General features: G+C 69.2%; 28 protein-coding genes. 22 read left to right on the top strand and 6 right to left on the bottom strand.

Annotation, left to right across the window (positions count from 1 at the left end; all coding sequences use genetic code 11):
• The first annotated feature begins 140 nt into the window (after positions 1-140).
• The 7 genes from EXE51_RS02825 (at position 141) to EXE51_RS02855 (ending at position 6927) form a co-directional block, all read left to right on the top strand.
• Positions 141-1226, top strand: coding sequence for a sulfite exporter TauE/SafE family protein (locus tag EXE51_RS02825; protein ID WP_049931858.1), 1086 nt, complete (start codon positions 141-143; stop codon positions 1224-1226).
• Between the two features lie 92 nt (positions 1227-1318).
• On the top strand, positions 1319-2323 hold the full coding sequence (locus EXE51_RS02830; protein ID WP_094592919.1) for an alcohol dehydrogenase: 1005 nt from the start codon (positions 1319-1321) through the stop codon (positions 2321-2323).
• Positions 2324-2450: 127 nt separating this feature from the next.
• Complete coding sequence (locus EXE51_RS02835; protein ID WP_086220735.1) at positions 2451-3437, top strand: S49 family peptidase; 987 nt, start codon at positions 2451-2453, stop codon at positions 3435-3437.
• The gene (locus EXE51_RS02840; RefSeq protein WP_137691992.1) at positions 3434-4462 is read left to right on the top strand and encodes a DUF4350 domain-containing protein; all 1029 of its coding nucleotides are present in this window, start codon (positions 3434-3436) and stop codon (positions 4460-4462) included. Before EXE51_RS02835 ends, EXE51_RS02840 begins: the two co-directional genes overlap by 4 nt.
• 74 nt (positions 4463-4536) lie before the next feature.
• Positions 4537-5577 (top strand): zinc-dependent alcohol dehydrogenase family protein, encoded by a 1041-nt coding sequence (locus EXE51_RS02845; RefSeq protein WP_049931862.1) that lies wholly within the window; start codon positions 4537-4539, stop codon positions 5575-5577.
• Positions 5578-5678: 101 nt separating this feature from the next.
• The gene (locus EXE51_RS02850) at positions 5679-6590 is read left to right on the top strand and encodes a CoA ester lyase (protein ID WP_049931863.1); all 912 of its coding nucleotides are present in this window, start codon (positions 5679-5681) and stop codon (positions 6588-6590) included.
• Positions 6591-6657: 67 nt separating this feature from the next.
• Positions 6658-6927, top strand: coding sequence for a hypothetical protein (locus EXE51_RS02855; RefSeq protein WP_137691993.1), 270 nt, complete (start codon positions 6658-6660; stop codon positions 6925-6927).
• A 156-nt stretch (positions 6928-7083) separates the two neighbouring features.
• On the opposite strand, the gene EXE51_RS02860 is transcribed toward EXE51_RS02855, so the two are convergent.
• Entirely contained in the window at positions 7084-7452 is a 369-nt protein-coding gene (locus tag EXE51_RS02860; protein WP_049931864.1) for a VOC family protein, read from the bottom strand.
• A 220-nt stretch (positions 7453-7672) separates the two neighbouring features.
• Between EXE51_RS02860 and EXE51_RS02865 the strand changes: the two genes are divergently transcribed.
• From EXE51_RS02865 to EXE51_RS02900, 9 genes are all read left to right on the top strand, one after another.
• Positions 7673-10759 (top strand): FAD-binding and (Fe-S)-binding domain-containing protein, encoded by a 3087-nt coding sequence (locus EXE51_RS02865; RefSeq protein ID WP_137691994.1) that lies wholly within the window; start codon positions 7673-7675, stop codon positions 10757-10759.
• Between the two features lie 164 nt (positions 10760-10923).
• The gene (locus EXE51_RS17665) at positions 10924-11100 is read left to right on the top strand and encodes a hypothetical protein (RefSeq protein ID WP_167373103.1); all 177 of its coding nucleotides are present in this window, start codon (positions 10924-10926) and stop codon (positions 11098-11100) included.
• A 170-nt stretch (positions 11101-11270) separates the two neighbouring features.
• Positions 11271-11915: a class I SAM-dependent methyltransferase gene (locus EXE51_RS02870; protein ID WP_094494342.1), complete on the top strand. Its 645-nt coding sequence runs from the start codon at positions 11271-11273 to the stop codon at positions 11913-11915.
• The gene (locus EXE51_RS02875; RefSeq protein ID WP_089308860.1) at positions 11912-12178 is read left to right on the top strand and encodes a hypothetical protein; all 267 of its coding nucleotides are present in this window, start codon (positions 11912-11914) and stop codon (positions 12176-12178) included. The genes EXE51_RS02870 and EXE51_RS02875 overlap by 4 nt, the downstream gene beginning before the upstream one ends.
• A gap of 290 nt (positions 12179-12468) precedes the next feature.
• Positions 12469-13413 (top strand): ABC transporter substrate-binding protein, encoded by a 945-nt coding sequence (locus EXE51_RS02880; protein WP_137691995.1) that lies wholly within the window; start codon positions 12469-12471, stop codon positions 13411-13413.
• Positions 13414-13748: 335 nt separating this feature from the next.
• The gene (locus EXE51_RS02885) at positions 13749-14048 is read left to right on the top strand and encodes a hypothetical protein (protein ID WP_089308862.1); all 300 of its coding nucleotides are present in this window, start codon (positions 13749-13751) and stop codon (positions 14046-14048) included.
• Between the two features lie 2 nt (positions 14049-14050).
• Positions 14051-14323: a hypothetical protein gene (locus tag EXE51_RS02890; protein WP_199234019.1), complete on the top strand. Its 273-nt coding sequence runs from the start codon at positions 14051-14053 to the stop codon at positions 14321-14323.
• Positions 14320-14718 carry a hypothetical protein gene (locus EXE51_RS02895; RefSeq protein ID WP_137691996.1) on the top strand — a complete coding sequence of 133 codons (399 nt, stop codon included), beginning with the start codon at positions 14320-14322 and terminating at the stop codon, positions 14716-14718. The genes EXE51_RS02890 and EXE51_RS02895 overlap by 4 nt, the downstream gene beginning before the upstream one ends.
• Positions 14715-14918 (top strand): helix-turn-helix transcriptional regulator, encoded by a 204-nt coding sequence (locus tag EXE51_RS02900; protein WP_049931877.1) that lies wholly within the window; start codon positions 14715-14717, stop codon positions 14916-14918. Before EXE51_RS02895 ends, EXE51_RS02900 begins: the two co-directional genes overlap by 4 nt.
• A 55-nt stretch (positions 14919-14973) precedes the next feature.
• Here EXE51_RS02900 and EXE51_RS02905 read toward each other — a convergent pair whose 3' ends face one another.
• Both EXE51_RS02905 and EXE51_RS02910 read right to left on the bottom strand, forming a co-directional pair.
• A complete protein-coding gene (locus EXE51_RS02905) occupies positions 14974-16242 on the bottom strand; it encodes a hypothetical protein (RefSeq protein ID WP_137691997.1) in 1269 nt (422 codons plus the stop codon).
• 115 nt (positions 16243-16357) lie between these two features.
• Positions 16358-16816, bottom strand: coding sequence for a hypothetical protein (locus tag EXE51_RS02910; RefSeq protein ID WP_049931879.1), 459 nt, complete (start codon positions 16814-16816; stop codon positions 16358-16360).
• A 56-nt stretch (positions 16817-16872) separates the two neighbouring features.
• Here EXE51_RS02910 and EXE51_RS02915 point away from each other — a divergent pair, with 56 nt between their 5' ends.
• Both EXE51_RS02915 and EXE51_RS02920 read left to right on the top strand, forming a co-directional pair.
• Entirely contained in the window at positions 16873-17940 is a 1068-nt protein-coding gene (locus EXE51_RS02915) for an ABC transporter ATP-binding protein (protein ID WP_049931881.1), read from the top strand.
• Complete coding sequence (locus tag EXE51_RS02920; protein ID WP_094592878.1) at positions 17937-18800, top strand: ABC transporter permease; 864 nt, start codon at positions 17937-17939, stop codon at positions 18798-18800. Before EXE51_RS02915 ends, EXE51_RS02920 begins: the two co-directional genes overlap by 4 nt.
• Here the strand turns inward: EXE51_RS02920 and EXE51_RS17465 are convergent.
• The 3 genes from EXE51_RS17465 to EXE51_RS02930 all read right to left on the bottom strand — a co-directional run bounded on the left by EXE51_RS17465 (position 18794) and on the right by EXE51_RS02930 (position 20492).
• The gene (locus EXE51_RS17465; protein ID WP_155120039.1) at positions 18794-18970 is read right to left on the bottom strand and encodes a hypothetical protein; all 177 of its coding nucleotides are present in this window, start codon (positions 18968-18970) and stop codon (positions 18794-18796) included. The genes EXE51_RS02920 and EXE51_RS17465 overlap by 7 nt on opposite strands.
• Positions 18971-19046: 76 nt before the next feature.
• Positions 19047-19685: a bifunctional 4-hydroxy-2-oxoglutarate aldolase/2-dehydro-3-deoxy-phosphogluconate aldolase gene (locus EXE51_RS02925; protein ID WP_049931885.1), complete on the bottom strand. Its 639-nt coding sequence runs from the start codon at positions 19683-19685 to the stop codon at positions 19047-19049.
• A 60-nt stretch (positions 19686-19745) separates the two neighbouring features.
• Positions 19746-20492: an IclR family transcriptional regulator gene (locus EXE51_RS02930; RefSeq protein ID WP_049931886.1), complete on the bottom strand. Its 747-nt coding sequence runs from the start codon at positions 20490-20492 to the stop codon at positions 19746-19748.
• 324 nt (positions 20493-20816) lie between these two features.
• Between EXE51_RS02930 and EXE51_RS02935 the strand changes: the two genes are divergently transcribed.
• From EXE51_RS02935 to EXE51_RS02950, 4 genes are read left to right on the top strand one after another with little or no spacing between them, the layout of a single operon-like run.
• Positions 20817-22151, top strand: a complete 1335-nt coding sequence (locus EXE51_RS02935; protein ID WP_094494348.1) for an extracellular solute-binding protein — start codon at positions 20817-20819, stop codon at positions 22149-22151.
• Between the two features lie 18 nt (positions 22152-22169).
• Entirely contained in the window at positions 22170-23240 is a 1071-nt protein-coding gene (locus EXE51_RS02940; RefSeq protein ID WP_049931889.1) for a carbohydrate ABC transporter permease, read from the top strand.
• A complete protein-coding gene (locus EXE51_RS02945) occupies positions 23240-24076 on the top strand; it encodes a carbohydrate ABC transporter permease (protein WP_049931890.1) in 837 nt (278 codons plus the stop codon). The genes EXE51_RS02940 and EXE51_RS02945 overlap by 1 nt, the downstream gene beginning before the upstream one ends.
• A gap of 3 nt (positions 24077-24079) precedes the next feature.
• Positions 24080-25201 (top strand): ABC transporter ATP-binding protein, encoded by a 1122-nt coding sequence (locus EXE51_RS02950; protein ID WP_086215462.1) that lies wholly within the window; start codon positions 24080-24082, stop codon positions 25199-25201.

The raw sequence follows: 25201 nt of genomic DNA on the forward strand, positions 1-25201 counted from the left end.
AAACGTGCGCTCGTCCGGTCGGATATCGAAGGTGCGGTACCCGCTCCGACGCGCTCCGCGACGGTGACGATCGATCATCACTATCGTGACGTGTGAAAACGCATTTATTCGTCTCCCCGTAACCCGCGTTCCACGCCTCAATGAGCACGTCACTGTCGAGCGACGTTCAGCGCGCCTTTCTGCGCTATCAGCACGTCTTCGTCTTCCTCGCCCCCCTCGCGTTCGTCGGGGGCGTGTACGCCTTCGCGCCGACGCCCGCCGACGCCGGCGTCGGCTACTGGACCGAGTACTGGTGGCTGTTCGCGGTCTTCACCGCCGGCGCCACGATCGTCAACACCGTCGGGATCAGCGGGTCGGCGCTGTTCGTGCCGTTCCTCATCTTCGCCTTCCCGCTGGTCGCCTACCCGCTGGAGCCGACGACGCTGGTGAAGATCGGCCTCATCAGCGAGTCGTTCGGGCTGTCGAGTTCGTCGCTCGCGTTCATCCAGTACGGGCTCGTCGACCGCCGGCTCTCGCTCTCGCTCGTGTTGGGCGGCGTCCCGTTCGTCGTCGGCGGGGCGCTCCTCTCGTTCGTGATCCCCGAACCGGTGTTCCACGCGCTGTTGGGGGTCGCGCTTCTGGCGGCCTCGTACCTGCTGTTCAAGGCCAACTTGGCCCACGGCGACCCCACCGAGAGCGGGGGTGACGAGGAGGTCGCGACCGACGGCGGCTCGTCACCGGATCTCCCCGACGACGACAACAAGCTCGGGCCGGCAGGCGTCGACACCGACGAGTCCGGCACCGTCACCCGGGTCGACCGCGACGGCGACGACTACACCTACTCCCGCGGCGGCTACCTCGAACGGTTCCTCAACTACAGCGTCGGCGGGGTGTTCCAGGGGCTCGCCGGCTTCGGGATCGGCGAGCTCGGGATCATCTCGATGCTCCGGACGCAGGTCCCGGTCCGCGTGGCGATCGGCACCAACCACATCGTCGTCGCGACGACTGCCGTCTTGGCGTCCGTCGTCCACGTGTTCGGCGGCGGACTGGTCGGCGGCCACACGATGGACCTGGCGACGACGCCGTGGAACATGGTCGTCTGGACGGTCCCGGCGACGACGCTCGGCGGGCAGATCGCCCCGTACGTCTCGACCGCGCTGGACACCGGGACGATCAAGGCGGGCGTGGGCGGCCTGTTCGCGGTCATCGCAGCCGCGCTGTTCGCGATGGCCGCCGGCGGGATCTGAGGGCTGACGCCCCCCGCCGCCGAGCGGTCGTATCGCCGCCGGCGTCAGCTTCTTGATCGTCTCGACCGGAGCGTGTTCCGATGACGGACACCATGCGTGCCGCGGTCGTGCCGGAGCCCGGAGCCGAGTTCGAACTCGTGGAGCGCGACGTGCCGGAACCGGACCCCGACGAGGTCCGGGTCGCCGTCGAGGCGTGCGGGATCTGCCGCAGCGACGAGTTCGTCGTCGAGGGCGGCTATCCCGGCGTGGACTACCCGCGCGTCCCCGGCCACGAGATCGCTGGGCGCGTCGACGCGGTCGGCGCCGATGTCGACGCGTGGGAGCCGGGCGAGCGCGTCGGCGCGGGGTGGCACGGCGGCCACTGTTTCACCTGCGAGCCGTGTCGCCGCGGGCAGTTCCTTCAGTGCGAGAATGCCGAGATCACCGGGCTCACGTTCGACGGCGGCTACGCCGAGTACGCCACCGTCCCCGCCGAGGCGCTGGCGGCGATCCCGGACGGCCTCGACGCTGTCGACGCCGCCCCGCTGCTTTGCGCCGGGATCACCACCTACAACGCCCTGCGTAACTCCGACGCCCGCGCCGGCGACCTCGTCGCCGTTGTCGGCGTCGGCGGGCTCGGTCACCTCGCGGTCCAGTACGCGCACGCCGCCGGCTACGAGACGGTCGCGATCTCGCGTACCCCCGAGAAGGAGCCGCTCGCGAGGGACCTCGGGGCCGACCACTTCGTGAACGCCGCGGAGTCGGACCCGGCCGCGCGGCTCTCGGAGCTGGGCGGCGCGAGCGTCGTCCTCACGACTGCCCCCGCGAGCGACGCCATCGAGTCGGTCGTGGGTGGGCTCGGGATCGACGGTTCGGTGATCGTCGCCGGGATCCCCGGCGAGCCGGTGTCGGTCGACGCCCAGCAGCTGGTCGGGACGCGGGGCGCCGTCGAGGGGTGGGGCTCGGGGCACGCCCGCGACTCGCAGGACACGCTGGAGTTCAGCGCCCTGCGCGACATCGCGCCGGAGATCGAGACGTTCGCGCTCGACGATGTCGCCGCGGCGTACGACCGGATGGCCGACAACGAGGCGCGGTTCCGAGTCGTCTTGGAGCCGTAGGCGACGGGCGCGATCGCTTCCCGGCCTCGCGTCGGGTTCGCCCACCCGTCTCGCCCCCGTCGCTCGCGGCGTCGTCGTCCCGGAGTCGTTGTTTTTATCATACAGTTGCCGATCGTATAAGACGGCGATGTCAGCAGACAAGCCCTCCACGGCCCTCACGTCGCGACAGCAGGTGGCTGTCGTCGTGCTGGCCGCGGCTCTGGTCGGCGCCGTGCTCGCTCCGAGCGTGTACGCGGCGACAAACGAACCGAGTGATACCGTCGCCGTCGTCGAGATAGAGGGGCCCGTCAACACGGCCCTCGCCGACGACGTTGAGAGCGAACTAGCGGACATCCGCGCCAACGAGTCCGTCGGCGCGGTCGTCCTCAAGCTGGACACGCCCGGCGGCGCGCCCGTCGCCTCCGAGCGGATGTACAAGGCGGTCCAGCGGACGAGCGATGACATGACCGTCATCGCGAGCGTCCAGTCGATCAGCGCCTCGGGCGGCTACTACGCGATGGCGCCCGCGGACGAGATCTACGTGCTCCCGACCTCGACGGTCGGCAGCATCGGCCTGAACGCTCCCGCGCCCCGAGCGTCGTCGACCGCGCTCGGGCCGAGCGGCCCCGACAAGGCCGGAAGCAACCCGACGCAGGCGTGGGCCGAACAACAGACGCTCGCGGACACGTTCATCAACGCGATGATGGCCGAGCGTAGCGACGAGTTCGAGATGCCCCGCGAGGAGGTCGCGAAGGCCGACACCTACCTCGGTACCGAGGCCGTTCAGAACGGCTTCGCCGATGAGATCGGCTCGCTCAACGAGGCGATTCACGCGGCTGCGACCGAGGAGGAACTCGGCGAGTACACGGTCGACACCCGCGAGACCGGACAGGAGTTCGGCATCCCCTTCCTCGTCCGGACCGACACCGGGATCGTCGCGATCCACGCGAACGACCCCGGGTACGCCGACGTGAAGCCGATGCCCTCGACGTACGTGTACACGCCCGCCGTCCCGCACGTCGACACGATCGAGCGGTTCTCCGAGACCGACGTGCGGACCGGCGGCGCGGTCTCGACCGAGCGCGGGACGCCGGGGAACGAGACGGCGCGGCTCAGCGGAGGTGTCGGCGCGTGACCCGCGTCGCCCCCCTCGCGGCCGCGTTCGTCGTGACCCTCGCGGCGGTCACCGGCGGCGCCGCGGTCGCCGGCTACGTGACCGCCGACGGCGCCGCGCCCGCACCGGCGATCCAGAACGACCACTACCAGAACCCAGACCTAATCGCGAACGACACGCCCGGGCAGGCGACGGTCGAGATGGACGCCTCGGCCGACTCCCAGACCGTCCTCGTCGACCCCGGCGTCGAACCGGCCACCGCCCGTCCGGTGCTCCCCTTCAGCCTCATCGGGCTCGGCGGCGGCGGCGTCGCCGACCGGGACATCCGGCCGCTCGCGAATGCGCTCATCGAGAACGGTCACGAGGTGGGCGTGTACGTCCCCGATCCGGACCAGCAGCGACGGCCCGCGCGGCCCGGCGCCGAGGAGACGACCCAGCTCGGCGAGCGGCTCGCCGAGGCCGACGCGTTCGTGACGTTCCGGACCGACTACGAGCCGGACGAGCTCGACGCGATCGAGTCGTTCGTCGAGTCCGGCGGTCACGTCGTGCTCGCCACCGAGCCCGACGCGGCGTACTCGCAGCCGGGCGCGGCGTCTCTCGACGCGACGCTCGACGTCACGACCGAGGGTGGGTACGTGTACAACATGGAAGAGAACGACCTGAACTACCAGCGCGTGTACGCCGAGGCGACCGGCGACGCGTCGCTGACCGAGGGCGTCGACCGCGCGGTGTTCCCGTCGGCGACGCCCGTCGGGACGCCGGCCGGCGGCGCCGACGTGCTGCGCCCGATCGAGGGCAGCGAGCTCTCGACGACGCGCGCGCCCACGGACGCGCCGCTGTTAGTCCGCAACGACGAGGTCGTCATGATCGGCGACAGCGACTTCCTGTCGCCGGACAACGCCAGGCGCGCCGACAACGACGCGCTGATCGGTAACCTCGCGGACTTCCTCGTGACGAACGACCGGACGCCGCCCGGCGACGGCGGATCCACGGGCCCGACGCAGCCGGGGCCCGGCCAGCCGCCGACGAACGGCACCGCTGGCTGATCGGTCGGTCGGTCCGCGCCCGAGCGACTTCCGTCACCCTCTCATTTTTGCCGCCCGCGCCGGAAGCGAACTGTATGCGAGCAGCCGTCTTCAACGGTCCCGGCGACATCGGCGTGGAAGAGCGACCCCGGCCCGAGATCGAGGCGCCGACGGACGCGATCGTCCGCGTGACCCACACCGCGGTCTGCGGCTCCGACCTCTGGTTCTACCGCGGCGACAGCGAGCGCGACCCCGGCTCCCCGGTCGGCCACGAGCCGATGGGGATCGTCGAGGCGGTCGGAGAGGCCGTCACCTCGGTCGAGCCCGGCGACCGGGTGCTCGCGCCGTTCGCGATCTCCTGCGGCGAGTGCGAGTTCTGCCGGAAGGGGCTCCACACCTCCTGCGAGAACGGCGACTCCTGGGGCGGCGACAACGGCGGCGGACAGGGCGAGTACGTCCGGTCGACCCACGCCGACGGGACGCTCGTGCGCGTGCCCGACCGCTACGCCGACGACGAGGACACGCTCCGCTCGCTGCTCCCGCTCACCGACGTGATGGGCACCGGCCACCACGCTGCGGTCAGCGCGGGCGTTGAGGCGGGGTCGACCGTGGCCGTCATCGGCGACGGCGCGGTCGGGCTCTGCGGCGTCCTCGCGGCGCGTCGGCTCGGCGCGGAGCGCATCGTCGCCGTCGGCCACCACGAGGACCGGCTCGAACTCGCCGAGGAGTTCGGCGCTACCGAGACCGTCTCCGAGCGCGGTGAGGCCGCGGTCGAGCGGATCCGAGAGCTCACCTACGGCGGGCCGAACCACGTGATGGAGTGCGTCGGCGCCGCGAGCGCGATGAACACCGCGATCGACGCCGTCCGTCCCGGCGGCACGATCGGGTACGTCGGCGTCCCCTACGGCGTCGAGGAGGAGGGGCTCGACGTGTTCGGGATGTTCGGACAGAACGTCACGCTCGCGGGCGGAGTCGCCCCGGTCCGCGCATACGCCGAGGAGCTGATGGCCGACGTGCTACAGGGAACGCTCGACCCCGCGCCGATCTTCACCGAGACGGTCGACCTCGACGGCGTCGCCGAGGGGTACCGGCTGATGGACGAGCGCGAGGCGATCAAGGTGCTGGTCAAGCCGTAGCGGCCGCGGCTCGGCGGCCGTTAACTCGTTTTCGACCCGGCGAAAATACCCCGCGTAAGGTAGCTTTATTTTCATGGACGAGCGTGATAGATTCGACACAGATGACGGACGTTACCCTTCGCCGGACGCAGCTCGCGACCCCGGCGAGCGACGAGAAGATGATGCACTCAGCCGCCGACAGCGACGCCGACGAGGTGTTCCTCGACCTCGAGGACTCCGTGGCCCCCAACGCCAAGCCGGACGCCCGCGAGCCCCTCATCGAGGCGGCCCGCGAGGAGGACTGGAGCGACAAGGTCCTCAGCTTCCGGATGAACGGGATCGACACGGAGTGGTGGTACGACGACGTGATCACCGTCGTCGGCGCCGCGGGCGAGTCCATCGACGACATCATCATCCCCAAGGTGAAGTCCGCCAGCGACATTCACACCGTCGAGAACCTGCTCCGGCAGGTCGAGGTGAACAACGGGCTGGAGGTCGGCGCCATCGGCCTCGAGCCCCAGATCGAGGACGGCGAGGGGATCCACAACGTCCACGATATCGCGCACGCCTCCGACCGGCTCTCCTCGATCATCTTTGGGCCGGGAGACTACTCCGCGGCGATGGGCACGCCCGGGCTCGACATCGGCCAGTTCCCAGAGTACCCCGGCCACTACTGGCACCACGCGCTCTCCGAGTGTAACTCGGCGGCGAAGTCGGCCGGCCTGCCGTGTCTCGACGGCCCGTACGCCGACATCGAGGACGCCGACGGGTTCCGGCAGTCCGCCGAGCGCGCCAACATGATCGGCTGCGACGGCAAGTGGGCGATCCACCCATCGCAGATCGAGATCGGCAACGACGTGTTCGCGCCCGATCCGGAGACCGCAGAGCGCGCCAAGCGCATCGTCGACGCCTACGCCGAGGCGATGGAGGAGGGCAAAGGCGCCGTGAGCGTCGACGGCCAGATGGTCGACGAGGCGACCAACAAGATGGCCCAAGACATCGTCGAGACGGCCGAGGCCGCCGGGATCCTGTAAGGAGTCGCGCGCCGCACTCCCTGTTCTGGCGTCCGCTTTTTTTGCGATTCGGAGCCACGCTAATGGTATGGGTGACGGCAGGTGGGGAGCGCTCGTTCACCACGTCGTCGCGGTGCCGACGTTCGTCGCGGCGTTCTGGCTCTTTCGGCTCTCCTCGCTCCCGGGACTCCCCGTGACGGTCGCCGGGCTCGAGTACGTGGCGCTCCGCGCCACGGGACGGAGGCGAACGGGCGATGGGGCTGGCTGCTGGTGTGGGTGGGCTACGCGGTGCCGTTCGGCCACGCCCTCGGAACGGAGGACGCGGGGCGGTTCGGCCGCCTCTTCGTTCTCGCGCTGATCACGGTGCTGGTCTGGGCGGTCGTCGAGGACCGTCCGCGTTCTTCGACGACGTCGACGTGGACGTGTGGCCCGGCGAGGACGACGACGGGTGGTGACCGCCGAAGTACGCGCGTCGTCCGGTCCGGACGCACCGCCGCCTTCGGTGCCCGACCGCTCACAGAGGCTCGATCAGCTCGACGACGTGGCCGTCCGGGTCCTTCACGAAGGCGGTCCGGGCCCCCGCTTCCGGCTGGTCGCCCGGCTCTTTCACGACGCCGTGGTGGTCGATCGTCTCGAACGCGGCGTCCACGTCGTCGACGCCGACGGCGACGTGGTCGTAGCGGTCGCCGTCCGCGCTCGGCGCCGCGCCGTCCGTGTCAGACAACTGGAACTCGACGCCGCCGTCGCCGGCGACGTACACGTTGCGCGTGTCGCCGTCGGCGGTCGTGAACTCCCAAGCGCGTTCGAACCCGAGCTGCTCGACGTACCAGTCCGCGGCGCGGTCGGCGTCCGCCACGTTGAGACACGTGTGGAGAATCTCCATGCGTCGTGCTGTCGCGGCGACGGCATAAATCCCGACGGCAAGCCGGAGGACGCCTCGGGTAGACACAGCGAAGGGACGCCTCGGACGGACGCAGCGAGGCAACACGCGACGAGAGCGACTGCGCCCCGGAGCGACGACACGGGGCCGACGTCGGACCCCGCTCCCCGCCAAAACCATCATGAACAAAGGTTTTATTCTCTGTTCTCCCCCGGTCGTTATCATGGCAAGCGAGCCCACGAGGGGCGGTGACACACCTGCCCCGGACACGTCGGCGGCCGCGCTCGGCCACGATCGGCCGGACGTGCCCGCGTATCGGGCGCTCGCGGCGGACCTCCGCGAGCGCGTGACGGGCGAGGTCCAGTTCGACGAGTACGCGCAGGTGCTGTACGCCACGGACGGGAGCGTCTATCAGGCCCGGCCCGCCGGCGTCGTCGTCCCCCGCTCGATCGACGACGTGCGGGCGGCGATGGCGGTCGCGGCCGACCACGGCGTCCCCGTCATCCCGCGGGGGGCCGGCTCCTCGCTGGCCGGGCAGAGCGTCGGTCCGGGCTGTGTCGTCCTCGACTTCTCGACGCACATGGACGGGATCGTCGAGGTGCGCCCGGACGACCGGAGGGCGGTGGTCCAGCCCGGGGTCGTTCAGGACCGACTCGACGACCGGCTGGCGGAGGACGGGCTGAAGTTCGCGCCGGATCCGGCCTCCTCGGCGCGGGCGACGGTCGTCGGCGGCATCGGCAACAACTCCACCGGCGCGCACTCGGTCCGGTACGGGATCACCGACGCGTACACGGAGGAGCTGACAGTCGTGCTCGCCGACGGGTCGCTGATCGAGACCCGCGAGGTCGTCCTCGACTCGCCGGAGTACGAGGCGATCGTCGAACGGGACGACCGGGAGGCGGCGCTGTACGAGACGACCCGCGCGCTCGTCGAGGCGAACGAGGCCGCGATCGACGAGAAGTACCCGAACCTCAAGCGCTCCGTCTCCGGGTACAACCTCCACAAGGTGATCTACGAGAACGACGACGGCGAGCGGGTGATCAACCTCTCGAAGCTGTTCGTCGGCGCGGAGGGGACGCTCGGGACCATCGTCGAGGCGGAGGTGTCGCTCGTCACGCGACCCGAGGAGACGGCGCTCGCGCTGTACGCCTTCGACTCGCTGGTCGACGCGATGAAGGCGGTCCCGGAGGCGCTGGAGTTCCCCGTGAGCGCGGTCGAGCTGATGGACGACGAGGTGTTCTCGCTGGCGGCCGGGTCACAGGAGTTCGCGCAGTACGCGGAGCCGATCCCGGAGCGCGCGGCCGCGGCGCTCATGCTGGAGTGGGACTCGGAGCTGGTCGACGACTTCGCGGACGGGATCGCCGACACGACGGCGCACTTCGTCGCCGAGGGCGACGCGTTCGACGTACTGGAGGCGTACGCCCCCGAGGCCCAAGAAGACCTCTGGAAGCTCCGGAAGGCCGCCATCCCGCTCCTGATGAGCATGCGGGGCGACCCGAAGCCGTACCCGTTCATCGAGGACGCCACGGTCCCGCCCGAAGAGCTCGCGGAGTACGTCGGGCAGTTCGAGTCGGTCCTCGCGGATCATGACACCTCGGCGGCGTACTTCGCCCACGCCGGGAGCGGGACGCTCCACATCCGGCCCATCCTCTCGCTGAAGGAGGAGGAAGGCGTCGAGAAGATGCACTCCATCTCCGAGGACGTCACCGACCTCGTCTTGGAACACCACGGCGCCTTCTCGGGCGAACACGGCGACGGGCTCGCGCGCACGGAGTTCAACCCGAAGATGTACGGCGAAGCGCTGTGGGCGGCGTTCCAGGAACTCAAGTCGACGTTCGACCCCGAGTGGCGGATGAATCCCGGGAAGGTCGTCTACGTCGACGGCGACACCGCGGCCGAGCGGGACTATCCCGACACCGCCGCCGAGACGGACATGCGCGAGAACCTCCGGTACGGCCCCGCCTACGAGTCGATCGAGCCGCAGACCGAACTGGACTTCTCCGACGAGGGCGGGCTCTCGCACCTCGTCGAGCTGTGTAACGGCTGCGGCACCTGCCGAGAGACCGACTCCGGCGTGATGTGTCCGACCTACCGCGCCTCCGAGGAGGAGGTCCAGTCGACCCGCGGCCGGGCGAACATGCTGCGGGCCGCGATCAGCGGGGAGCTCGACGACGACGAGATCCACTCCGACCGGTTCCAAGAGGAGGTGCTCGGGCTCTGCGTCGGCTGTAAGGGGTGTAAGAGCGACTGCCCCACGGGGGTCGACCTCGCGAAGCTCAAGGCCGAGGTGAAACACGACCACCACGAGCGGGAGGGGGCGGGCCTCCGCGAGCGCATCTTCCGCGACATCGACCGACTCTCCGCGCTCGGCAGCGCGCTCGCCCCGCTCTCGAACGCGGCCACGAAGCTCCCGGGCGCCCGCAAGGTGATGGACGCGGTCGCGGGGATCGCCCCGGACCGCGAGCTCCCGACGTTCCGCGCCGAGAGCTTCGAGGAGTGGTTCGACGCGCGCGGGGGCTCGACGGTCGACCCCGCCGACGCGACCGACACGGTCGCGCTGTTCCCCGACACCTACACCAACTACAGCTACCCGGCCGCCGGCAAGGCCGCCGTTTCGGTGCTGGAGGCGGCCGGCGTCCGCGTCGAGGTGCCGGACAACCTCGCGCCCTCGGGCCGCGCGGCGTTCTCGACGGGATTCCTCGACGCGGCCTGCGAGCGCGCCGAGGCCAACGTCGCGGCGCTCGCGCCCCGCGTCCGCGACGGGCAGTCGGTCGTCTTCGTCGAGCCCTCGGACGCGGTGATGTTCCAGGACGAGTACCTCGACCTGCTCGACGGCGACGAGGTCAGAGCGGTGTCGGCCGCCGCGTGCGGCGTCCTGGAGTACCTCGACGCCGGCCGCGTGGACGAGCGGCTGGCGTTCGACGCGCCCGCGGAGTCGCTAACCTACCACGGCCACTGTAACCAGAAGGCGACGAACAAGGACCACCACGCGGTCGGCGTGCTGCGGCGCGCCGGCTACGACGTGTACCCGCTCGACTCCTCCTGTTGCGGGATGGCGGGGTCGTTCGGTTACGAGTCCGAACACTACGACCTCTCGGCGGCGATCGGTCGGATCCTCTTCGATCAGGTCGACGAGAGCGACGGCGAGACGGTGACCGCCCCCGGGGCCTCCTGCCGGTCACAGCTCGGCGACCGCGACGCCGCGGCCGCGGCCCCGCCGCACCCCATCGAGAAGGTCGCCGAGGCGGTCGCCGGGCCCGCGCCCGACGCGGGCGCCGACGCGACGACTCCGTCCTCGGCCGACGACTGAGCCGGCGTTACGGTCGACGCCCCCACCGATCGGCCCGGCGTCCGCGACCGTCAGTTCGGCGCCCGGGCCGATCTGTCCGTCCCGTCGACACCGCGCTTTGCGGGCTCTCACCCCGCTTAACCGACGTAACGCTTATGAGCGAACAGGCCTTGTCAATAGTTGCCATGTGCCACCATTACGACGAGGCGATGACCTGGGAGGAGGTCCGGGCACGCCACCGATCCGAGGAGGCGGACGAGGAACCCGACGCGATCCCCGACGCCGACGCGGTCGACGAGCCGGCGGGTGAGACGGAGGAGCCCGAGCCCCCGGCGGAGCCGCGCGCCCCGGCCGACGACTGACGCGGTCGGGCACGACCCCGCCTCGAACCCCGACAATCTTTTCGCGCGCCCGGAACGCCGAGCGGCGGCGCCGGCGTGCCCCGACCGCCGACGCCAGCGTGCCCCGACCGCCGACGCCAGCGTGCCCCGACCGCCGACGAAATCAAGCCGCTCGCGCCCGTCACGTCGGTATGGACCGCAACGCGGTGCGCCGCGCGTGGGACGAGGTCGCCGAGACGTACGCCGCCCGCCGCGACCCCGACGGCTCGGACGCGGCGCTGATCGACGACCTGCTCGACGCGCTGGCAAGTGACCCCGCGGTCGGCGACGGCGACCCGCTCGTCCTCGACGTCGGCTGCGGCGACGGCGCGCGCACGCTCGCGAACCTCCCGCCGGGCAGCGTCGGGATCGACATCTCTCGCCGGGGGCTCGACCTCGCCCGAGAGACCGTCCCCGAGGCCCGGCTCGTCCACGGCGAGATGTCGGCGCTCCCGTTCGCGGCCGACCGCTTCGACGCGGTCACGGCGTACCACGCGGTGTTTCACGTCGAGCGGGAGCGCCACCCCGAGGTGTACGCGGAGTTCGCCCGCGTCCTCCGTCCCGGCGGGCGACTCCTCACGACGCTGCCGGGCGGCCGCTTCGAGACGGTCCGGCGCGGCTGGATGGGCGGCGAGATGTTCTTCTCCGCACCTGGCCGCGAGCGCACGCTCGACCAGCTCCGCGCCGCGGGGTTCACCGAGGTCGAGACGCCGACCGCGACCGACCCGCTCGGCAGCAGTACCGAGTTCGCGCTCGCGACGCTCGGCGAGACACCCGACAGGGAAGCAAACTCGTGACCGACGCCGACGAGGTCCCTCACGACGTGCGAGCGAGCCTCGAACAGCTGCTCGTCGCGGCGTCGACCGCGGCGGCCGAGGGCGACGAGCCGACTGCGCGGGCCGCCCTCGACACGGCCGAGACGGTAGCGACGAACAAGCTCCCGGCCGGCGAGCGTCGCGACCGCGTCCGGTGGGGCTGCGGGGCCGCGCTCGACGCCCTGCCGAACGGCGATCTCGCGGCCGCGTACGCGACGGCGACCGCTGAGGCCGTCACGGAGTAGGCGTCGCGTCGGCCGCGAAACCACCGACCATTTCACCAGCTCCGTTCCACGGCCGGGCACGGACCGGCGCGACGCGCGGTTCGTCCTCCTGAGTACCCTGCTCGCCGTACGCTGCTAAACACGCTCGACGCCCCGACGGCGCGGTGGTTCCAACGGCGTCAGCCGCCCTGGCGGTCGCGACGCTGCTGTACGCCGGCTACGTCGTCTCGCGGCCCCTCCTCGCGTGGCTCCCCGCCCAGTAGCGCGGGCCGGCCCCCTCGCTTTTGCCCGTCGAGCGCGTTCTTTCGGGCATGCGCGTCGCCTCACTGCTGCCTTCCGCCACGGAGACGCTGTTCGCGCTCGGTGTCGAGCCGGTCGGCGTCTCTCACAGCTGTGACCACCCGCCCGCCGCCCGCGAGTTACCGACGCTGACGAGCACGGTCGTCGACCACGCGGACCGCTCGGCCGCCGACATCGACGAACAGATGCGCGCGGTCGACGGCGCGGTCTACGACCTCGACGAGGAGCGGCTCGCGGCCCTCGACCCCGACCTGCTGGTCACGCAGGCGACCTGCGACGTCTGCGCGGTCGACGCGAGCGAGGTCCGCGCGGCCGCCGAGCGGCTCGACCCCGCGCCCGACGTGCTCGCGTGCGACCCGCACTCCTTCGCCGACGCGCTCGACGACGTGGTGCGGATCGGCGAGGCGGTCGACGCGACCGACGCCGCGAGCGCGCTCCGGGGCGACCTCCGCGATCGCGTCGACGCGGTCCGCGAGCGCGCCGAGCGCGCGGTCGCCGACGAGGGCCGCCCCCGAGTCGCCGTCCTCGACTGGACCGAGCCGCCGATCCGCGCGGGCCACTGGGTTCGCGATATGGTCGAACTCGCGGGCGGCGACCCCGCGTTCCAGCCGGACGGCCCCTCGGAACCGGTGGCGTGGGACGACGTGCGCGAGGTCGACCCCGAGGCCCTCGTCGTCGCGCCCTGCGGCTTCGACCGCGACCGGGCCGTCGACGCGGTCGGCGACCTCGCGGCGCGGCCCGGCTTCGACGACCTCGCAGCGGTCCGCCGCGACCGCGCTTACGCTGTCGACGGCAACGGGCTGTTCAACCGCCCGAGCCACCGGCTCGTCGACTCGCTGGAGGCGCTGTTCGCGTGTCTCCACCCCGAGCACGCCGCGACGCCGCCCGCTGCGCACGACCGGATCGCGCGCGTCGACGCGGCCGCGACGCCTTCGGTGCGCGCCGACGGCGGATAACGGCGACTGCGGTCCGGCGTTCTCGCCCCGCCACCGTTCTCAGAGACAGACGGGGACCGCTCGCTGAGCACGGAGCGGTGTCGTCAGCGGAGCGGAACGGCGAGCGCGTGCCGCCCCTCCGAACGGCGGTTTCGTCGAGACCATCGACTGCTTAGGACCTCTTTCTCCGGCTCGTTCCGACTGACCAACACATTTAATACTGAGGTGTAAAGTACGCTTTACTGTAAAGCGCGCTTTACGACGCCGCCGATTTACCGGAAACCACCAATGAACGACGCTCTCCGCTCTCGAACGCATCGACAGGGAACCACCGCCGTTGACGGGGGTGAGCGCTGATGGCCACCGCACTCCTCGCGAGTATCGCCGTGTTCGTGGCTGTACTCGCGGCCGGATTCGCCATCGAACGGCGGCTCGGCGACCACGCGACGCTGGAGGCGCTGCCCTGGTACCTCCAGCTGCTCGTGGGCGGCGTCGCCATCACCCCTCTCGTCCACTTCGAAGACCGGCTCGCCGTCGGGCCGATCGACGGCCTCGTGGTCGCGTTCGCCGTCTCGGCCGCGTGCTGGATCGCGCTGCCGGCCCTCCTCTCACAGCTGGTCGATCACGACGGGACCGTGGCGTCACAGGGGTGCTGACCGTGGACGTCGGCGCACACTACCGCCCCACTGACGGCGATCACGACCCCGGCGTCTATCGCGTCGTCGGGGCCACCGACGGCGCGACGCTCCTCCGGGTCGGCGACGCCGATGGTCGTCGGGTCCACACGGGAGCGGTGTGCCGCGTCACGGCGTCCGCTCTCCGGACCGAGTTCGAGCCCGCCGCGGACCCCGACGCGGGGCTGTCGCCGACCGGGGCCCTCCGAGACGCCGCACAGGGCCTGTACTGGAGCGTCCGGAGGTTCCTGCCGTGAGCGGCTCGTCCAGACAGGCCCGGATCCGCCGGTACCGCCGGCTGATGGGCGGTAGCGTCCTCGCCGGGACCCTCGGGTTTATTTCCGCCGAGTCTGTCGGGTACCCCGTCGTGGGAGTCGCGCTGTACTGGGCGGGGTTCGCTGGCTTTCTGTCGGTCTGGCAGGGGACCTCAGTCCCCCTGTTCGACGAGCGCGACCGCGCGCTCGAACGCCGGGCGATAGCCCTCGCTGCGACCGTCTTCACCTTGGGGATGATCCTGCTCTGGCCGACGATGGTGGTCCTCTCGGAGATCGACGTGTACACGCCGCCGCCGGCGTTCGACGGGGCGCTACTGGCGATCGCGGTCCAGTCGGGACTGTTCGCGCTCACCTACGGCTGGTTACGATACAGATGAAAAACAGCGTCAGGGAGCGCCGAGAGGAACGCGGTCTCAGCCAGGCCGACCTCGCGGACGCCGTCGACGTGTCCCGCCAGACGATCAACGCGATCGAGCGCGAGCGGTACGACCCCTCGCTCGAACTGGCGTTCAAACTCGCCGCACACTTCGACTGTCGGGTCGAGACGCTCTTCGACCCGACCCTCGATACGAACTGAGGCGACGCACGGTCGAGGAGCGCGCTCGAAACCGAACCGCCGCCGAGGCCGGCGGCTACGCGGCCTCGGTGGAGACGTTTACCGCCTCGCCCTCAGCCGAAATACGGAGGCTCTCGACGGTCGTTGACTCACCGACGACGAGCCCCAGCGTCTCCTCGTCCACCCGCACGACCCGGTATGCGATGTCCGACGGTCGGCCGATCGGATCGGTGGCGGCCGCGAGCCCGTCGACGTGGGACTCCAGCGCCGTTTCGAGATCGGAGGCGTTCGCGGCGTCGTCCATCCGCACGATCCAGACGTAGTCGTCACCGCGTCGCAGGAGCGTGTCGTTGCCCCACCCCGCCGCGGCCTCGGCAGCGCGCGATTCTGCCACCCCCTCCGTCAGCGCGACCTGGAGGCGGAGCTCGCCGACGGTCCCGCGGGATTGCCACTTCCCTCCGGCTCGGACTGACAGGGGAACCGGCGGCGCTTCGTCGGGTCGCAGCCCGTGAACGAGCTGCTCCGTCGTCTCCGGGGGCGTCTCGTACACGGCCGGCAGCTGTCGCGGCGACTCGGCGCGGGCCGCGACGTGGCGATAGCCGTAATAGTAGCCGGCCCTGGACAGCTTCCAGGCGTTCGGTCTGGCCCGCTCGTAGGCCGCCCGGCGCTCGGCCCTGAGATCGATCCCCTCCAGGTAGCGCTCGGCGTAGACATCGGCGACGTACTCTGCGGCCCCCTCGCGGACGGCGGCGAACATCCCCGGTGAGACGTTCGCCTGAACCTGTGTCAGTTCCTCGTCGGTCAAACAGAAATCGGTCTCGATCTGGACGACGTGTACGTACTCGTGGGCGAGCGTGGCCTCGACGTCAGCGACGGGGTCGTCCCCGCCGATCCCCACGTTCACTCTCGAGTAATTACCGTCGGTGAAATCCGGGGGAGCGACGTAGCCGTCGGGGCTGGTCAGCGTCACGTCTCGACTCTGGTTCTCGTTTAACCCGATTAGGTTGCCGAAGCGGTCCATGTTCCCGTCCAGATCGGTCTGCGAGAAGGTCTGCTCGCTGGCCGGAGCGACCCTGACAACAGGGGCGGGAACCTCCGCGGGCGACAGTCCGTGGAGGTCGAGCACGCGCAGCCAGACCACGGTGGCGTTCACCGGGAGCCTGTCTCCGTCACCTCGGACCTCGACCCGGGAGGCGTCGGGAGGCGCAGTGCTGGCTACCGACTCGGGAGTCTCGGCCCCCGTGGCCCCGCGGCAGACGTCGTCTGCCGGCGCCGACCCGAGTCCGAGCGACCCGCCGCATCCCGCGAGTACCACGCAGAGGGCGAGGAGGGCACCGTACCGCATCGTGAACGCCCTGAGTCTCGTCGATAATAAAATTCGGTCTGCTCAGGTGCCGTCTCGCGGGTCCGCCCGGCCGTCGCGGCGTATCTCAGTAGAGCCGGTGATCACGACCGGCTGGTCAGGTCTCCGCCCGCTCGCGCAGCGCCGACAGCGTCCCGGCCTCGCGGAGGTCGTCGACCGCGCAGTACCACGCGCCGCGCACGCCGTTCAGGTCGTTCTCGACCGGGCGCTCCAGCGGCACGAGGTCGTCGAACTCGAAGACGACGACCACGCGCTCCTCCGAAAACGGGTCGATGAGCGCCTTCCAGTCGGCCTCGTCCATCGGGCCGGGCTCACCGCGGGTCTGCTCGGTGCGGGCCGTGACGCGGGCGTAGTGCGTGACCGCCGACACCGGTTCGGTCCGGTAGAAGGCCATGTACGCGAAGTCGGCGCGGGTGCGGTCGTACGAGCGCGGCGCGGGGTAGAAGCCGGCGCGACAGCGCTCGAAGGTGTCCGGCTGGGTCGCGACGACGCAGACGCGGGCGTCGCCGGGCGCGTCGTCGTCGGGGGCGTCCGCCGCGAACTGGTCGAGGTCCATGTCCGCGTTGGGGCGCGAGCGCGGATATATCCCCGCTCGGCTCGTACCCCGGATCAATGGCACGGAGCGCGGCGAGCGCGAGCGATGGTCCCCGCAAGCGCGACGAGACCCGGAGCGCGGACGACGACGCGTCGACGGACGGGCTGACCGGCCCGCCCGCCCTCTCGGTCGAGCGGCTCACGAAGCGGTTCGGCGACGGCGACGACGCGGTGACGGCGGTCGACGACGTGAGTCTCGCGGTCGAGCGCGGCTCCGTCGTCGGGCTGCTCGGACCGAACGGCGCGGGTAAGACGACGCTGATCAAGTGCGCGCTGGGCATCGTCGTCCCCGACGCGGGGTCGATCCGGGTGTTCGGCAACGACGTGGGCGACGGCCGCCGCGCGGCCTACGCCGACGTGGACGCGATGTTGGAGGGCGCGCGCAACGACTACTGGCGGCTCACGGTCCGGGAGAACCTCCGGTACTTCGCGACGATCAGCGGAGTCGACCCCGACTCCGTGGCGGCGCGTCACGACCGCCTGCTCGACCGGCTCGACCTGGCCGACAAGGCGGACACGCCCGTTCGGGACCTCTCGCGCGGCATGAAACAGAAGGTGTCGCTGGCGAGCGTGCTGGCGGGCGGCGCGGAGCTGGTCTTCCTCGACGAGCCGACGCTCGGGCTCGACGTGGAGAGCGCGCGGACGCTCCGGGCCGAGTTACGCCGGCTGGCGGTCGAGGAGGGGCTCACCATCGTCGTCAGCAGCCACGACATGACGACGATCGAGGCGGTGTGCGACCGCGTCGTCATGCTGTCGAACGGGCGGATCGTGGCGGACGACAGCGTGGAGGCGCTGCTCGGCGCGGCCGCGAGCGACGCGGTGCGCGTGGCCAGCCCGGACCTCGACGCCGAGGCGGTCGCGGGCCTCCGCGAGGCGTTCGAGGTCCTCGACGTTGACCGCGAGGCGCGCCCGCCCGCGGTGACGGTCGCGGCCGGCGGCGACCGGCTGTACGACCTGACCGACGCGCTGCGGGCGGCCGGCGTCACCGTCTCGGACATCCGCACGGTCCAGCCCGACCTCGAAGAGGTGTTCCTCGAACGCACGGGGAGCGACCTCGGTGCCCCGTCCGGGGGTGACCGGCGATGAGCGCGGACACGAGCCCGCCGGAGGATCTGGGTGGCGCGGCCGCGGCCGAACCCGGCGACGGAGTGCGGCCGGACGACGAGCCCCGGCCGGCCACCTACTACCACTTGGCGCGGGCGGTCCTCTATCGGGAGTTCCTGATCTTCGTGCGGTACCCGGCCAACGCGATCGGCGGGATCGTGGTGTCGCTGTTCTTCTTCGCCGCGCTGTTCCTCGGCGGGCAGCTGCTCGCCGGACAGGCGCTGGCGGACTCGATCGAGGGGATCGTCGTCGGCTACTTCCTGTGGACGCTGTCGGTGGGCGCGTACTCCTCGGTGTCGAACGACATCGGCAGCGAAGTGCAGTGGGGGACCCTCGAACGCCACATCACCACGCCGTTCGGCTTCGCGCCCGTCGCCCTGCTGAAGGGGGTCGCGAAGGTGGTGCGCACCTTCCTCACGAGCGCGGTGATCCTCGCCGTGATGCTCCTCGCGACCGGGACGCGGCTCAGCCTCGCGCCGGTGACGGTGGTCGCCGTCGCCGGGCTGTCGATCGTCTCGGTCCTCGGGCTCGGCTTCGCCGCGGGCGGCGTGACGGTGCTGTACAAGCGGATCGGCAACTGGCTCAACCTCCTCCAGTTCGGGTTCGTCGGGCTGATCTCGGCGCCCGTCTTCGATCTCCCGTGGACGCGCGTCCTCCCCTTGGCGCACGGCAGCGCGATGCTCCAGCGCGCGATGGTCGACGGGACCCGACTGTGGGAGTTCCCGCCCGCCGACCTGGCGCTGCTCGTCGCGGTCGCCGGGGGCTACCTCGCCGGAGGATACCTCGTCTTCCAGCTGGCGACGCGCCGAGCGCGGCGGCTCGGCGTGCTCGGCGACTACTGAGCGTCGTCGTCGGCCGCCGTCATCACGGCGTACGTCAGCGCCACGGGAATCGCCGCGCCGAGCGCGCCGGTCGGGACCAGCGAGGTCGGCGCCCCGACCAACAGCAACAGTCCGACCGCGACGCCCGCCGCTGCGACACCGGCGAGGAACACCCGTCCGGACTTACGCATACCCGAACGACGTTCGCGGCGGCATATGTGCGTGTCGGGTCGGAACCCCCCCCTCGTCGAGTCGGAGCCACCCGGTTCACTCCCGCGCGGCCGACACGGCCTCGACCACCGCCCGCGCGTCCGCGGCGATCCGGTCGTACGCCCCCGCCTCGATCGCGTCGTGATCGACGATGGCGCCGCCGACCCCGACCGCCGCCGCGCCAGCCTCGACGTACGCGCCGGCGTCGTCCGCCGTCACGCCGCCGGTCGGGACGAGCGGGACCTGCGAGAGGGGCCCGCCGAGCGCCGCGACGTGGGCGGGACCGCCGGTCTTCGCCGGGAACACCTTCACGAAGTCCGCGCCGGCCTCGAACGCCTCGATCGCCTCTGTCGGCGTGTACGCGCCGGCCGCGATCGGCGTCCCGTACCGGTTCGCGGTCCGGATCACCTCTCGGTTCACCGTCGGCGTCACGACGAACTCGGCGCCGGCGAGCTGCGCCGCGCGGGCGGTCTCCGCGTCGAGGACGGTGCCGACCCCGACCGCGGCGTCGTCGACGCGCTCGGCGACCGCCTCGATCGCGGCCGTCACGTCCGGCGTGTCCGCCGTCACCTCCAGGGCCGTCACGCCGCCGTCGGTGACGGCGTCGGCGACCGCCGGGGCCTCTTCGACGCCGACGCCGCGGAGGATGGCGATCACGCCGCTGTCCGTGATCCGGTCGAGTCGGTCGGTTCGCATGGCGAGTATCTTTCGGGGAGGGGTATTAAATTAAACCGTGTTGAGCGCGGTCGCGCCGCGTCACAACAGTTCGAGTTCAATAGTCTTCGCGGCGCTGGAGACGAGTCCGGCTGTGTCTTCCTCCAACCGCTTCCCCTGCATCTCGTCTGACGGGCCGGAGACGCTGACCGCGCCCACAGGGTCGCCGTCGACGACGACGGGGGAGGCGGCGCACTGCCAGTCCGGGTCGAGTTCGCCGCGGTCGAACGCGATGTTCCGGTCCCTGATAGACCGAAGTTCGGAGCGGAGCGTCGCCCGGTCGGTCACTGTCCGGTCGGTTTTCGGGTCGAGGCCGTGACGGCCGACGTACTCGTCGACCGCGTCCGCCGACCGGAACGCGAGGATCGCCTTGCCGGCCGCGGCGGCATGGAGCTTGACGCTCCCACCGATCGAGATCGGGTGGTCTCGGGCGCCGATTCGATGTAGATAGACGGCGTCCGCGTTCTCCGGAACCACGAGGTTCGCGACCGCGTTTGTGTTCCGCGCCAGTTTTCGTATCTCGCTTTGCGCCGCCTGATAGACGGGATTGCGTTCTCTCGTCCCGAACCCGATCCGCAGGAATCGATGGGTGAGCTCGTAGGTCCCGTTGGTGTTCTTCACGTAACCGAGCGTACGGAGCGTCGAGAGGTGGTTGTGAACCGCGCTTTTCGAGACGTCCATCGCGTCGGCTAACTCGGTGACTCCGGCGCCGTCACGGTCGTATAGTTCCTCGACGATCTGCATGGACGTCTCCGTCGCCTGAACAGTGATGGTGTCCGTATCTCCCATCGTTTCTGAGAGTGGTATGAGAGACAGCGGTATAACACTTGTTTAGTATAGGAGAACACAGTCACCGATAAGAGTATTATATTATGGTTGTAGTCTATAAATTAATTACATTATGCTCACACTATTGGGTTCGGACGGAACAAATTCGAAAAAACGCATATATATCGCCTCTGTTCACCTCGTGAAAACACAAATGAAGCGGTTCTGAGCCGTTTTTAGGACAAATGCCCAGTAATTTTATATAGCTGTAACGCAAGAGACTGATAGTCAGGTTCGATCATGACTAACAAACCAAACTACGCCCAATACGGGCGACGTAGACTCATGAAAGGCGCGGGACTCGCGGGGCTCGCGGGACTCGCAGGGTGTATCGGAACCGGCGACCCAGGAAGTGGGGGAGACGGCGGCGACGGGAGCGACGGCAGTGACGGGAGCGACGGCAGCGACGAGAGCGACGGCGGCAACGGCATGGCGTCGGAGATCAACGTGTGGGGGTGGGATGTTGCCGCGCGAGCGCTGATGATAACCTCTGAGGAGTACGAGTCCGAGAACGACGCGACGGTTTCCGTCGAGGAGTTCGGTCGGTCCGCGATGAAGGACCGACTCCAGACGAACCTGCTCTCGGGCTCCGGCGCGCCGGCGGTCTCCATGTTGGAGTCCGTCGACGGCCCGTCGTTCATCGACACGGGCTCCGTCGCGCCGCTCACCGACGAGATCGAGGAAGCGGGCGTTCAGGACGACTTCGTCTCCGGGAAGTGGGAGGCCCTCACCGTCGACGGCGACATCTACGCGCTCCCGTGGGACACCGGTCCCACGGCGGTGTATTACCGCCGGTCGGTGTACGACGAACACGATATCGACCCGGACAGCATCGAGACGTGGGAGGAGTTCATCGAGGAGGGCCAGAAGCTCCCGGATGACCAGTATATGCTCAACCTCCCTGAGGGGGACCTCTCCGGCGTCTGGCGGTATCAGTTCCGCCAGCTGTCCGGCGAGCCCTTCCTCGAGAGCGGCGAGGTGAACATCCACAACGAGAAGTCGCTCCGTGTGGCCCGCAATATAAAGGAGATCTATGACGCCGATATCGCGGCCAACATTGAAGGATGGACGTCCGCCTGGTTCAGCGCCTACGGCGACGCGACGATCGCCTCGCTCCCCTCGGCGGCGTGGATGGAAGGGACTCTGCGGGCCGAGCTTCCCGACACCGCGGGCGACTGGGGAGTGTTCAAGATCCCCGCGCTGGAGTCGGGCGGGCCGCGCGCGTCGAACTGGGGCGGGTCCAACCTTATGATCGCCGACCAGGTGTCCGACGAGGCCCATGCGCGTGGGTGGGACTACATGGAGTTCTCGCTGGCGACCAAGGAGATGCAGCTGGCGATGTATGACGAGTACGGTCTCTTCCCGGCGCTGGAGACCACCTACGACGACCCGGTTTTCGACGAGGAACTGGACTTCTACGACGGTCAGCCCGCACGAGCGCTCTTCGCTGAGGTCGCACAGGACGCGCCCGGATACCGGTTTACCGCGGACACGCCAGAGGTGTCACAGGCCATCGAGACCGAGTTGCAGCGGATGATCAACGGCGAGCAGTCGCCCGAAGAAGCCGTCCAGGCGGCCGCGGAGACTGTCGCCGAGAACACCGATCGGGACCTCGCGTAACTCGGAGGGACCGATCGAATGGCCACTTCTGACGAGACAAACGACCGCGTCGAGCAGACGTACCGCCGACGCGCCCGGGCGAGGATACAGAGCGTCGGGAGACGGCTCAGACGAGCGGCGCGACCGGGATGGGACAGAGTGCGGTTCGCCAGGCAGGATCTGACGGCGGCGATGCCGGCGCTGCCGCGCGTCGCGTACCTGTTCATCGCACCGTTCTTCGTACTGTTCGGGCTGTTTCTCGCCTTCCCGGTGTTTTACACGCTGTATCTGTCGTTCTTCGAGTATCAGGGCGTCGGCGAAGGATCGCTGTTCTGGATCGACCTCGGCCCGCTGTACGTCGAGATTCCACAGATCGCGCAGCTGAATTTCGTCGGGCTCGGGAACTACGCCCGCCTGCTCGGCAACGATCTGTTCTGGCAGTCGATGTTCAACACCTCGTACATCCTCGCGGTTCAGGTCCCGCTTATGATTGGGCTTGCACTTGCGCTCGCACTCGCGCTGAACGCCTCGTTCATGCGTCTCAAGGGAGTGTTCCGCACCGCGATCGCGCTGCCGGTCTCGGCGAACCTCGTCGCGTACTCGACGGTGTTCCTGCTGCTTTTCAACGAGCAGCTGGGATTCCTGAACTACGTCCTCTCCGGTGTCGGGCTCGGTCCGATACCGTGGTTGACCAGTGAGTTTTGGGCTCGGAACACGATCATCGCCGCGGTGACGTGGCGGTGGACGGGGTACAATATGATTATCCTCCTCGCTGGTCTCCAGACGATCCCACAGCAGCTGTACGAGGCGGCTGAGATCGACGGAGCGAACCGGTGGGAGAAGTTCCGCTACGTCACGCTCCCGCAGCTTAAACCGGTGCTGCTATTCGTCGTCGTGTTGTCGACGATTGGGACGTTCAAGCTGTTCGCCGAGCCGTACGTCATCACTGGCGGCGGCCCGACGAACGCGACAATCACGATCGTCCAGTACATCTACCGGCAGGCGTTCGTCAACTTCAACCTCGGCTATGCGAGTGCGCTTACGGTCGTGTTCGTGGTGGTCGTTAGCATCTTCTCAATCATCCAGATCAAGCTCGGGGGTGAGGACTGATGCGCGATCAACGCCGGAAGGACGCGGTCTGGCGGTTCCTCACCTACGCCTTCGTCATCACGATGGTTGTGGTGATGATGGTACCGCTGTACTGGATGCTGGTGGCGGCGACGCTCCCACAGGAGCAGTTCCTCCAGTTCCCGCCGCGGTTGATTCCCGGCACCGCATTCCTCGACAACTTCGCGGCACTACAGGAGCGGCTCGACTTCGTCCGTACGATCCGGAACAGCGTCTTCATCGCCGTCGTCTACACGCTGCTCTCGCTCGTGTTGTGTTCGATGGGTGGCTTCGCGTTCGCCAAGTACGAGTTCAAGTACAAGGAACCGATCTTCTATACGATCTTGGCGACGCTCGTGTTGCCGATCCAGCTGCTCGTCATCCCGCTGTTCCTGCTGATGGCACAGCTGGACTGGACAAACACCTTCCGGGCGATCATCCTCCCGTGGGCGGCCAACCCCATCGGAATCTTCCTCATGCGGCAGAACATGAAATCGATCCCGGACGCGCTGCTCGAATCCGCCCGGATGGACGGCGCGACGGAGTTCCAGATATTCTATCGGATCGCCTTACCGACAATGCGGTCGTCGCTGGCCGCGCTGGCGATCATCCTGTTCCTGTTCCAGTGGGACCTGTTCTTGTACCCGCTCGTGATCCTCGAGTCGGCAGACATGTACACCATCCCCATCGGACTGGCGCAGCTGACCGGGTTCCAGCGGATTTACTACGACCAGATCATGGTGGCGGCGACGCTTGCCATCGTTCCGATGGTCGTGTTGTTCTTAGTGCTACAGAAACAGTTCGTCAGTGGCATCCTCGCGGGGTCGCTCAAAGAGTAACCAATGTCAGGAATCAACATCACGGAATTAGACAAGGTGTACGACTCCGGAACCGAGAACGTGGTCGCCGTGGAGAGCCTCTCCGTCGATATCGACCACGGCGAGTTCCTCGTATTGGTCGGGCCGTCCGGCTGCGGGAAGTCGACGACGCTCCGCTGTCTCGCCGGTCTTGAGGACGCGACGGCGGGGACGATACGGTTCGACGGCGAGGATGTCACGGAGTACCGGGCCAGCGAACGGGACGTGGCCATGGTGTTCCAGAACTACGCGCTGTACCCGCACATGACCGTCCGGGGTAACATCGGCTTCGGGCTGAAGCTCTCGACGAAGCTGACCGGCGACGAGATCGAAGCGAAAGTTGAGGACGTCGCCGAAATGCTCGGGATACGCGAGTTGCTCGACGAGAAACCGAAGGCACTCTCCGGGGGGCAACAGCAGCGCGTGGCCCTTGGACGGGCGATCGTTCGAGAGCCGTCTGTGTTCCTGATGGACGAGCCGCTCAGCAACCTCGACGCCAAGCTCCGCTCAGAGATGCGGACCGAGCTACAGGAGCTACAGGCCGACCTTGACGTGACGACGGTGTACGTCACCCACGACCAGACGGAGGCGATGGCGATGGGCGATCGGATTGCCGTGATGGACGGCGGTGTACTCCAGCAGGTCGGGTCGCCGGAGGAGGTGTACCGCTCGCCTGTGAACCGGTTTGTCGCCGACTTCATCGGATCGCCGAGCATCAACCTCCTTACGGCCGACGTGGAAGACGGTACCCTTGCGGGTCCCGGGGGGTTCGCGTACGAGCTCGACGACTCGGAGCCGGTCGACGGACACGAACGGGTCAGTGTCGGTGTCAGGCCGGAGGACATCGAGGTCGTCGAATCGGGTCGGAACGCGGCCGACGTGACGGTCGTGGAGCCGATGGGGAACGAGAACTTCCTCTACATGGAGATTGGCGGCCACGAGCTCACCGCCCGCGTCAGCCCAACGGTCCGGCCGGCGGAGGGGTCACAGGTCGCGTTCGACTTCGACGAGGCGGCGCTGTACCTGTTCGACGTCGAGACCGGCGACGCGCTGAAAACCAAAACGGACTCCGTCGACAGCGCTGTCGTCGGAACGACACAGAACTAA

This window comes from Halorubrum sp. CGM5_25_10-8B, assembly GCF_005435095.1.
GTDB classification, from domain to species: domain Archaea; phylum Halobacteriota; class Halobacteria; order Halobacteriales; family Haloferacaceae; genus Halorubrum; species Halorubrum ezzemoulense.

Bases quoted from the DNA above. Each gene is read 5' to 3' on its own strand.
- EXE51_RS02825 (WP_049931858.1), top strand. From the start codon at position 141: ATGAGCACGTCACTGTCGAGCGACGTTCAGCGCGCCTTTCTGCGCTAT.
- EXE51_RS02830 (WP_094592919.1), top strand. From the start codon at position 1,319: ATGCGTGCCGCGGTCGTGCCGGAGCCCGGAGCCGAGTTCGAACTCGTG.
- EXE51_RS02835 (WP_086220735.1), top strand. From the start codon at position 2,451: ATGTCAGCAGACAAGCCCTCCACGGCCCTCACGTCGCGACAGCAGGTG.
- EXE51_RS02845 (WP_049931862.1), top strand. From the start codon at position 4,537: ATGCGAGCAGCCGTCTTCAACGGTCCCGGCGACATCGGCGTGGAAGAG.
- EXE51_RS02850 (WP_049931863.1), top strand. From the start codon at position 5,679: ATGACGGACGTTACCCTTCGCCGGACGCAGCTCGCGACCCCGGCGAGC.
- EXE51_RS02855 (WP_137691993.1), top strand. From the start codon at position 6,658: ATGGGTGACGGCAGGTGGGGAGCGCTCGTTCACCACGTCGTCGCGGTG.
- EXE51_RS02860 (WP_049931864.1), bottom strand. From the start codon at position 7,452: ATGGAGATTCTCCACACGTGTCTCAACGTGGCGGACGCCGACCGCGCC.
- EXE51_RS02865 (WP_137691994.1), top strand. From the start codon at position 7,673: ATGGCAAGCGAGCCCACGAGGGGCGGTGACACACCTGCCCCGGACACG.
- EXE51_RS17665 (WP_167373103.1), top strand. From the start codon at position 10,924: ATGTGCCACCATTACGACGAGGCGATGACCTGGGAGGAGGTCCGGGCA.
- EXE51_RS02870 (WP_094494342.1), top strand. From the start codon at position 11,271: ATGGACCGCAACGCGGTGCGCCGCGCGTGGGACGAGGTCGCCGAGACG.
- EXE51_RS02880 (WP_137691995.1), top strand. From the start codon at position 12,469: ATGCGCGTCGCCTCACTGCTGCCTTCCGCCACGGAGACGCTGTTCGCG.
- EXE51_RS02885 (WP_089308862.1), top strand. From the start codon at position 13,749: ATGGCCACCGCACTCCTCGCGAGTATCGCCGTGTTCGTGGCTGTACTC.
- EXE51_RS02900 (WP_049931877.1), top strand. From the start codon at position 14,715: ATGAAAAACAGCGTCAGGGAGCGCCGAGAGGAACGCGGTCTCAGCCAG.
- EXE51_RS02905 (WP_137691997.1), bottom strand. From the start codon at position 16,242: ATGCGGTACGGTGCCCTCCTCGCCCTCTGCGTGGTACTCGCGGGATGC.
- EXE51_RS02910 (WP_049931879.1), bottom strand. From the start codon at position 16,816: ATGGACCTCGACCAGTTCGCGGCGGACGCCCCCGACGACGACGCGCCC.
- EXE51_RS02915 (WP_049931881.1), top strand. From the start codon at position 16,873: ATGGCACGGAGCGCGGCGAGCGCGAGCGATGGTCCCCGCAAGCGCGAC.
- EXE51_RS02920 (WP_094592878.1), top strand. From the start codon at position 17,937: ATGAGCGCGGACACGAGCCCGCCGGAGGATCTGGGTGGCGCGGCCGCG.
- EXE51_RS17465 (WP_155120039.1), bottom strand. From the start codon at position 18,970: ATGCGTAAGTCCGGACGGGTGTTCCTCGCCGGTGTCGCAGCGGCGGGC.
- EXE51_RS02925 (WP_049931885.1), bottom strand. From the start codon at position 19,685: ATGCGAACCGACCGACTCGACCGGATCACGGACAGCGGCGTGATCGCC.
- EXE51_RS02930 (WP_049931886.1), bottom strand. From the start codon at position 20,492: ATGGGAGATACGGACACCATCACTGTTCAGGCGACGGAGACGTCCATG.
- EXE51_RS02935 (WP_094494348.1), top strand. From the start codon at position 20,817: ATGAAAGGCGCGGGACTCGCGGGGCTCGCGGGACTCGCAGGGTGTATC.
- EXE51_RS02940 (WP_049931889.1), top strand. From the start codon at position 22,170: ATGGCCACTTCTGACGAGACAAACGACCGCGTCGAGCAGACGTACCGC.
- EXE51_RS02945 (WP_049931890.1), top strand. From the start codon at position 23,240: ATGCGCGATCAACGCCGGAAGGACGCGGTCTGGCGGTTCCTCACCTAC.
- EXE51_RS02950 (WP_086215462.1), top strand. From the start codon at position 24,080: ATGTCAGGAATCAACATCACGGAATTAGACAAGGTGTACGACTCCGGA.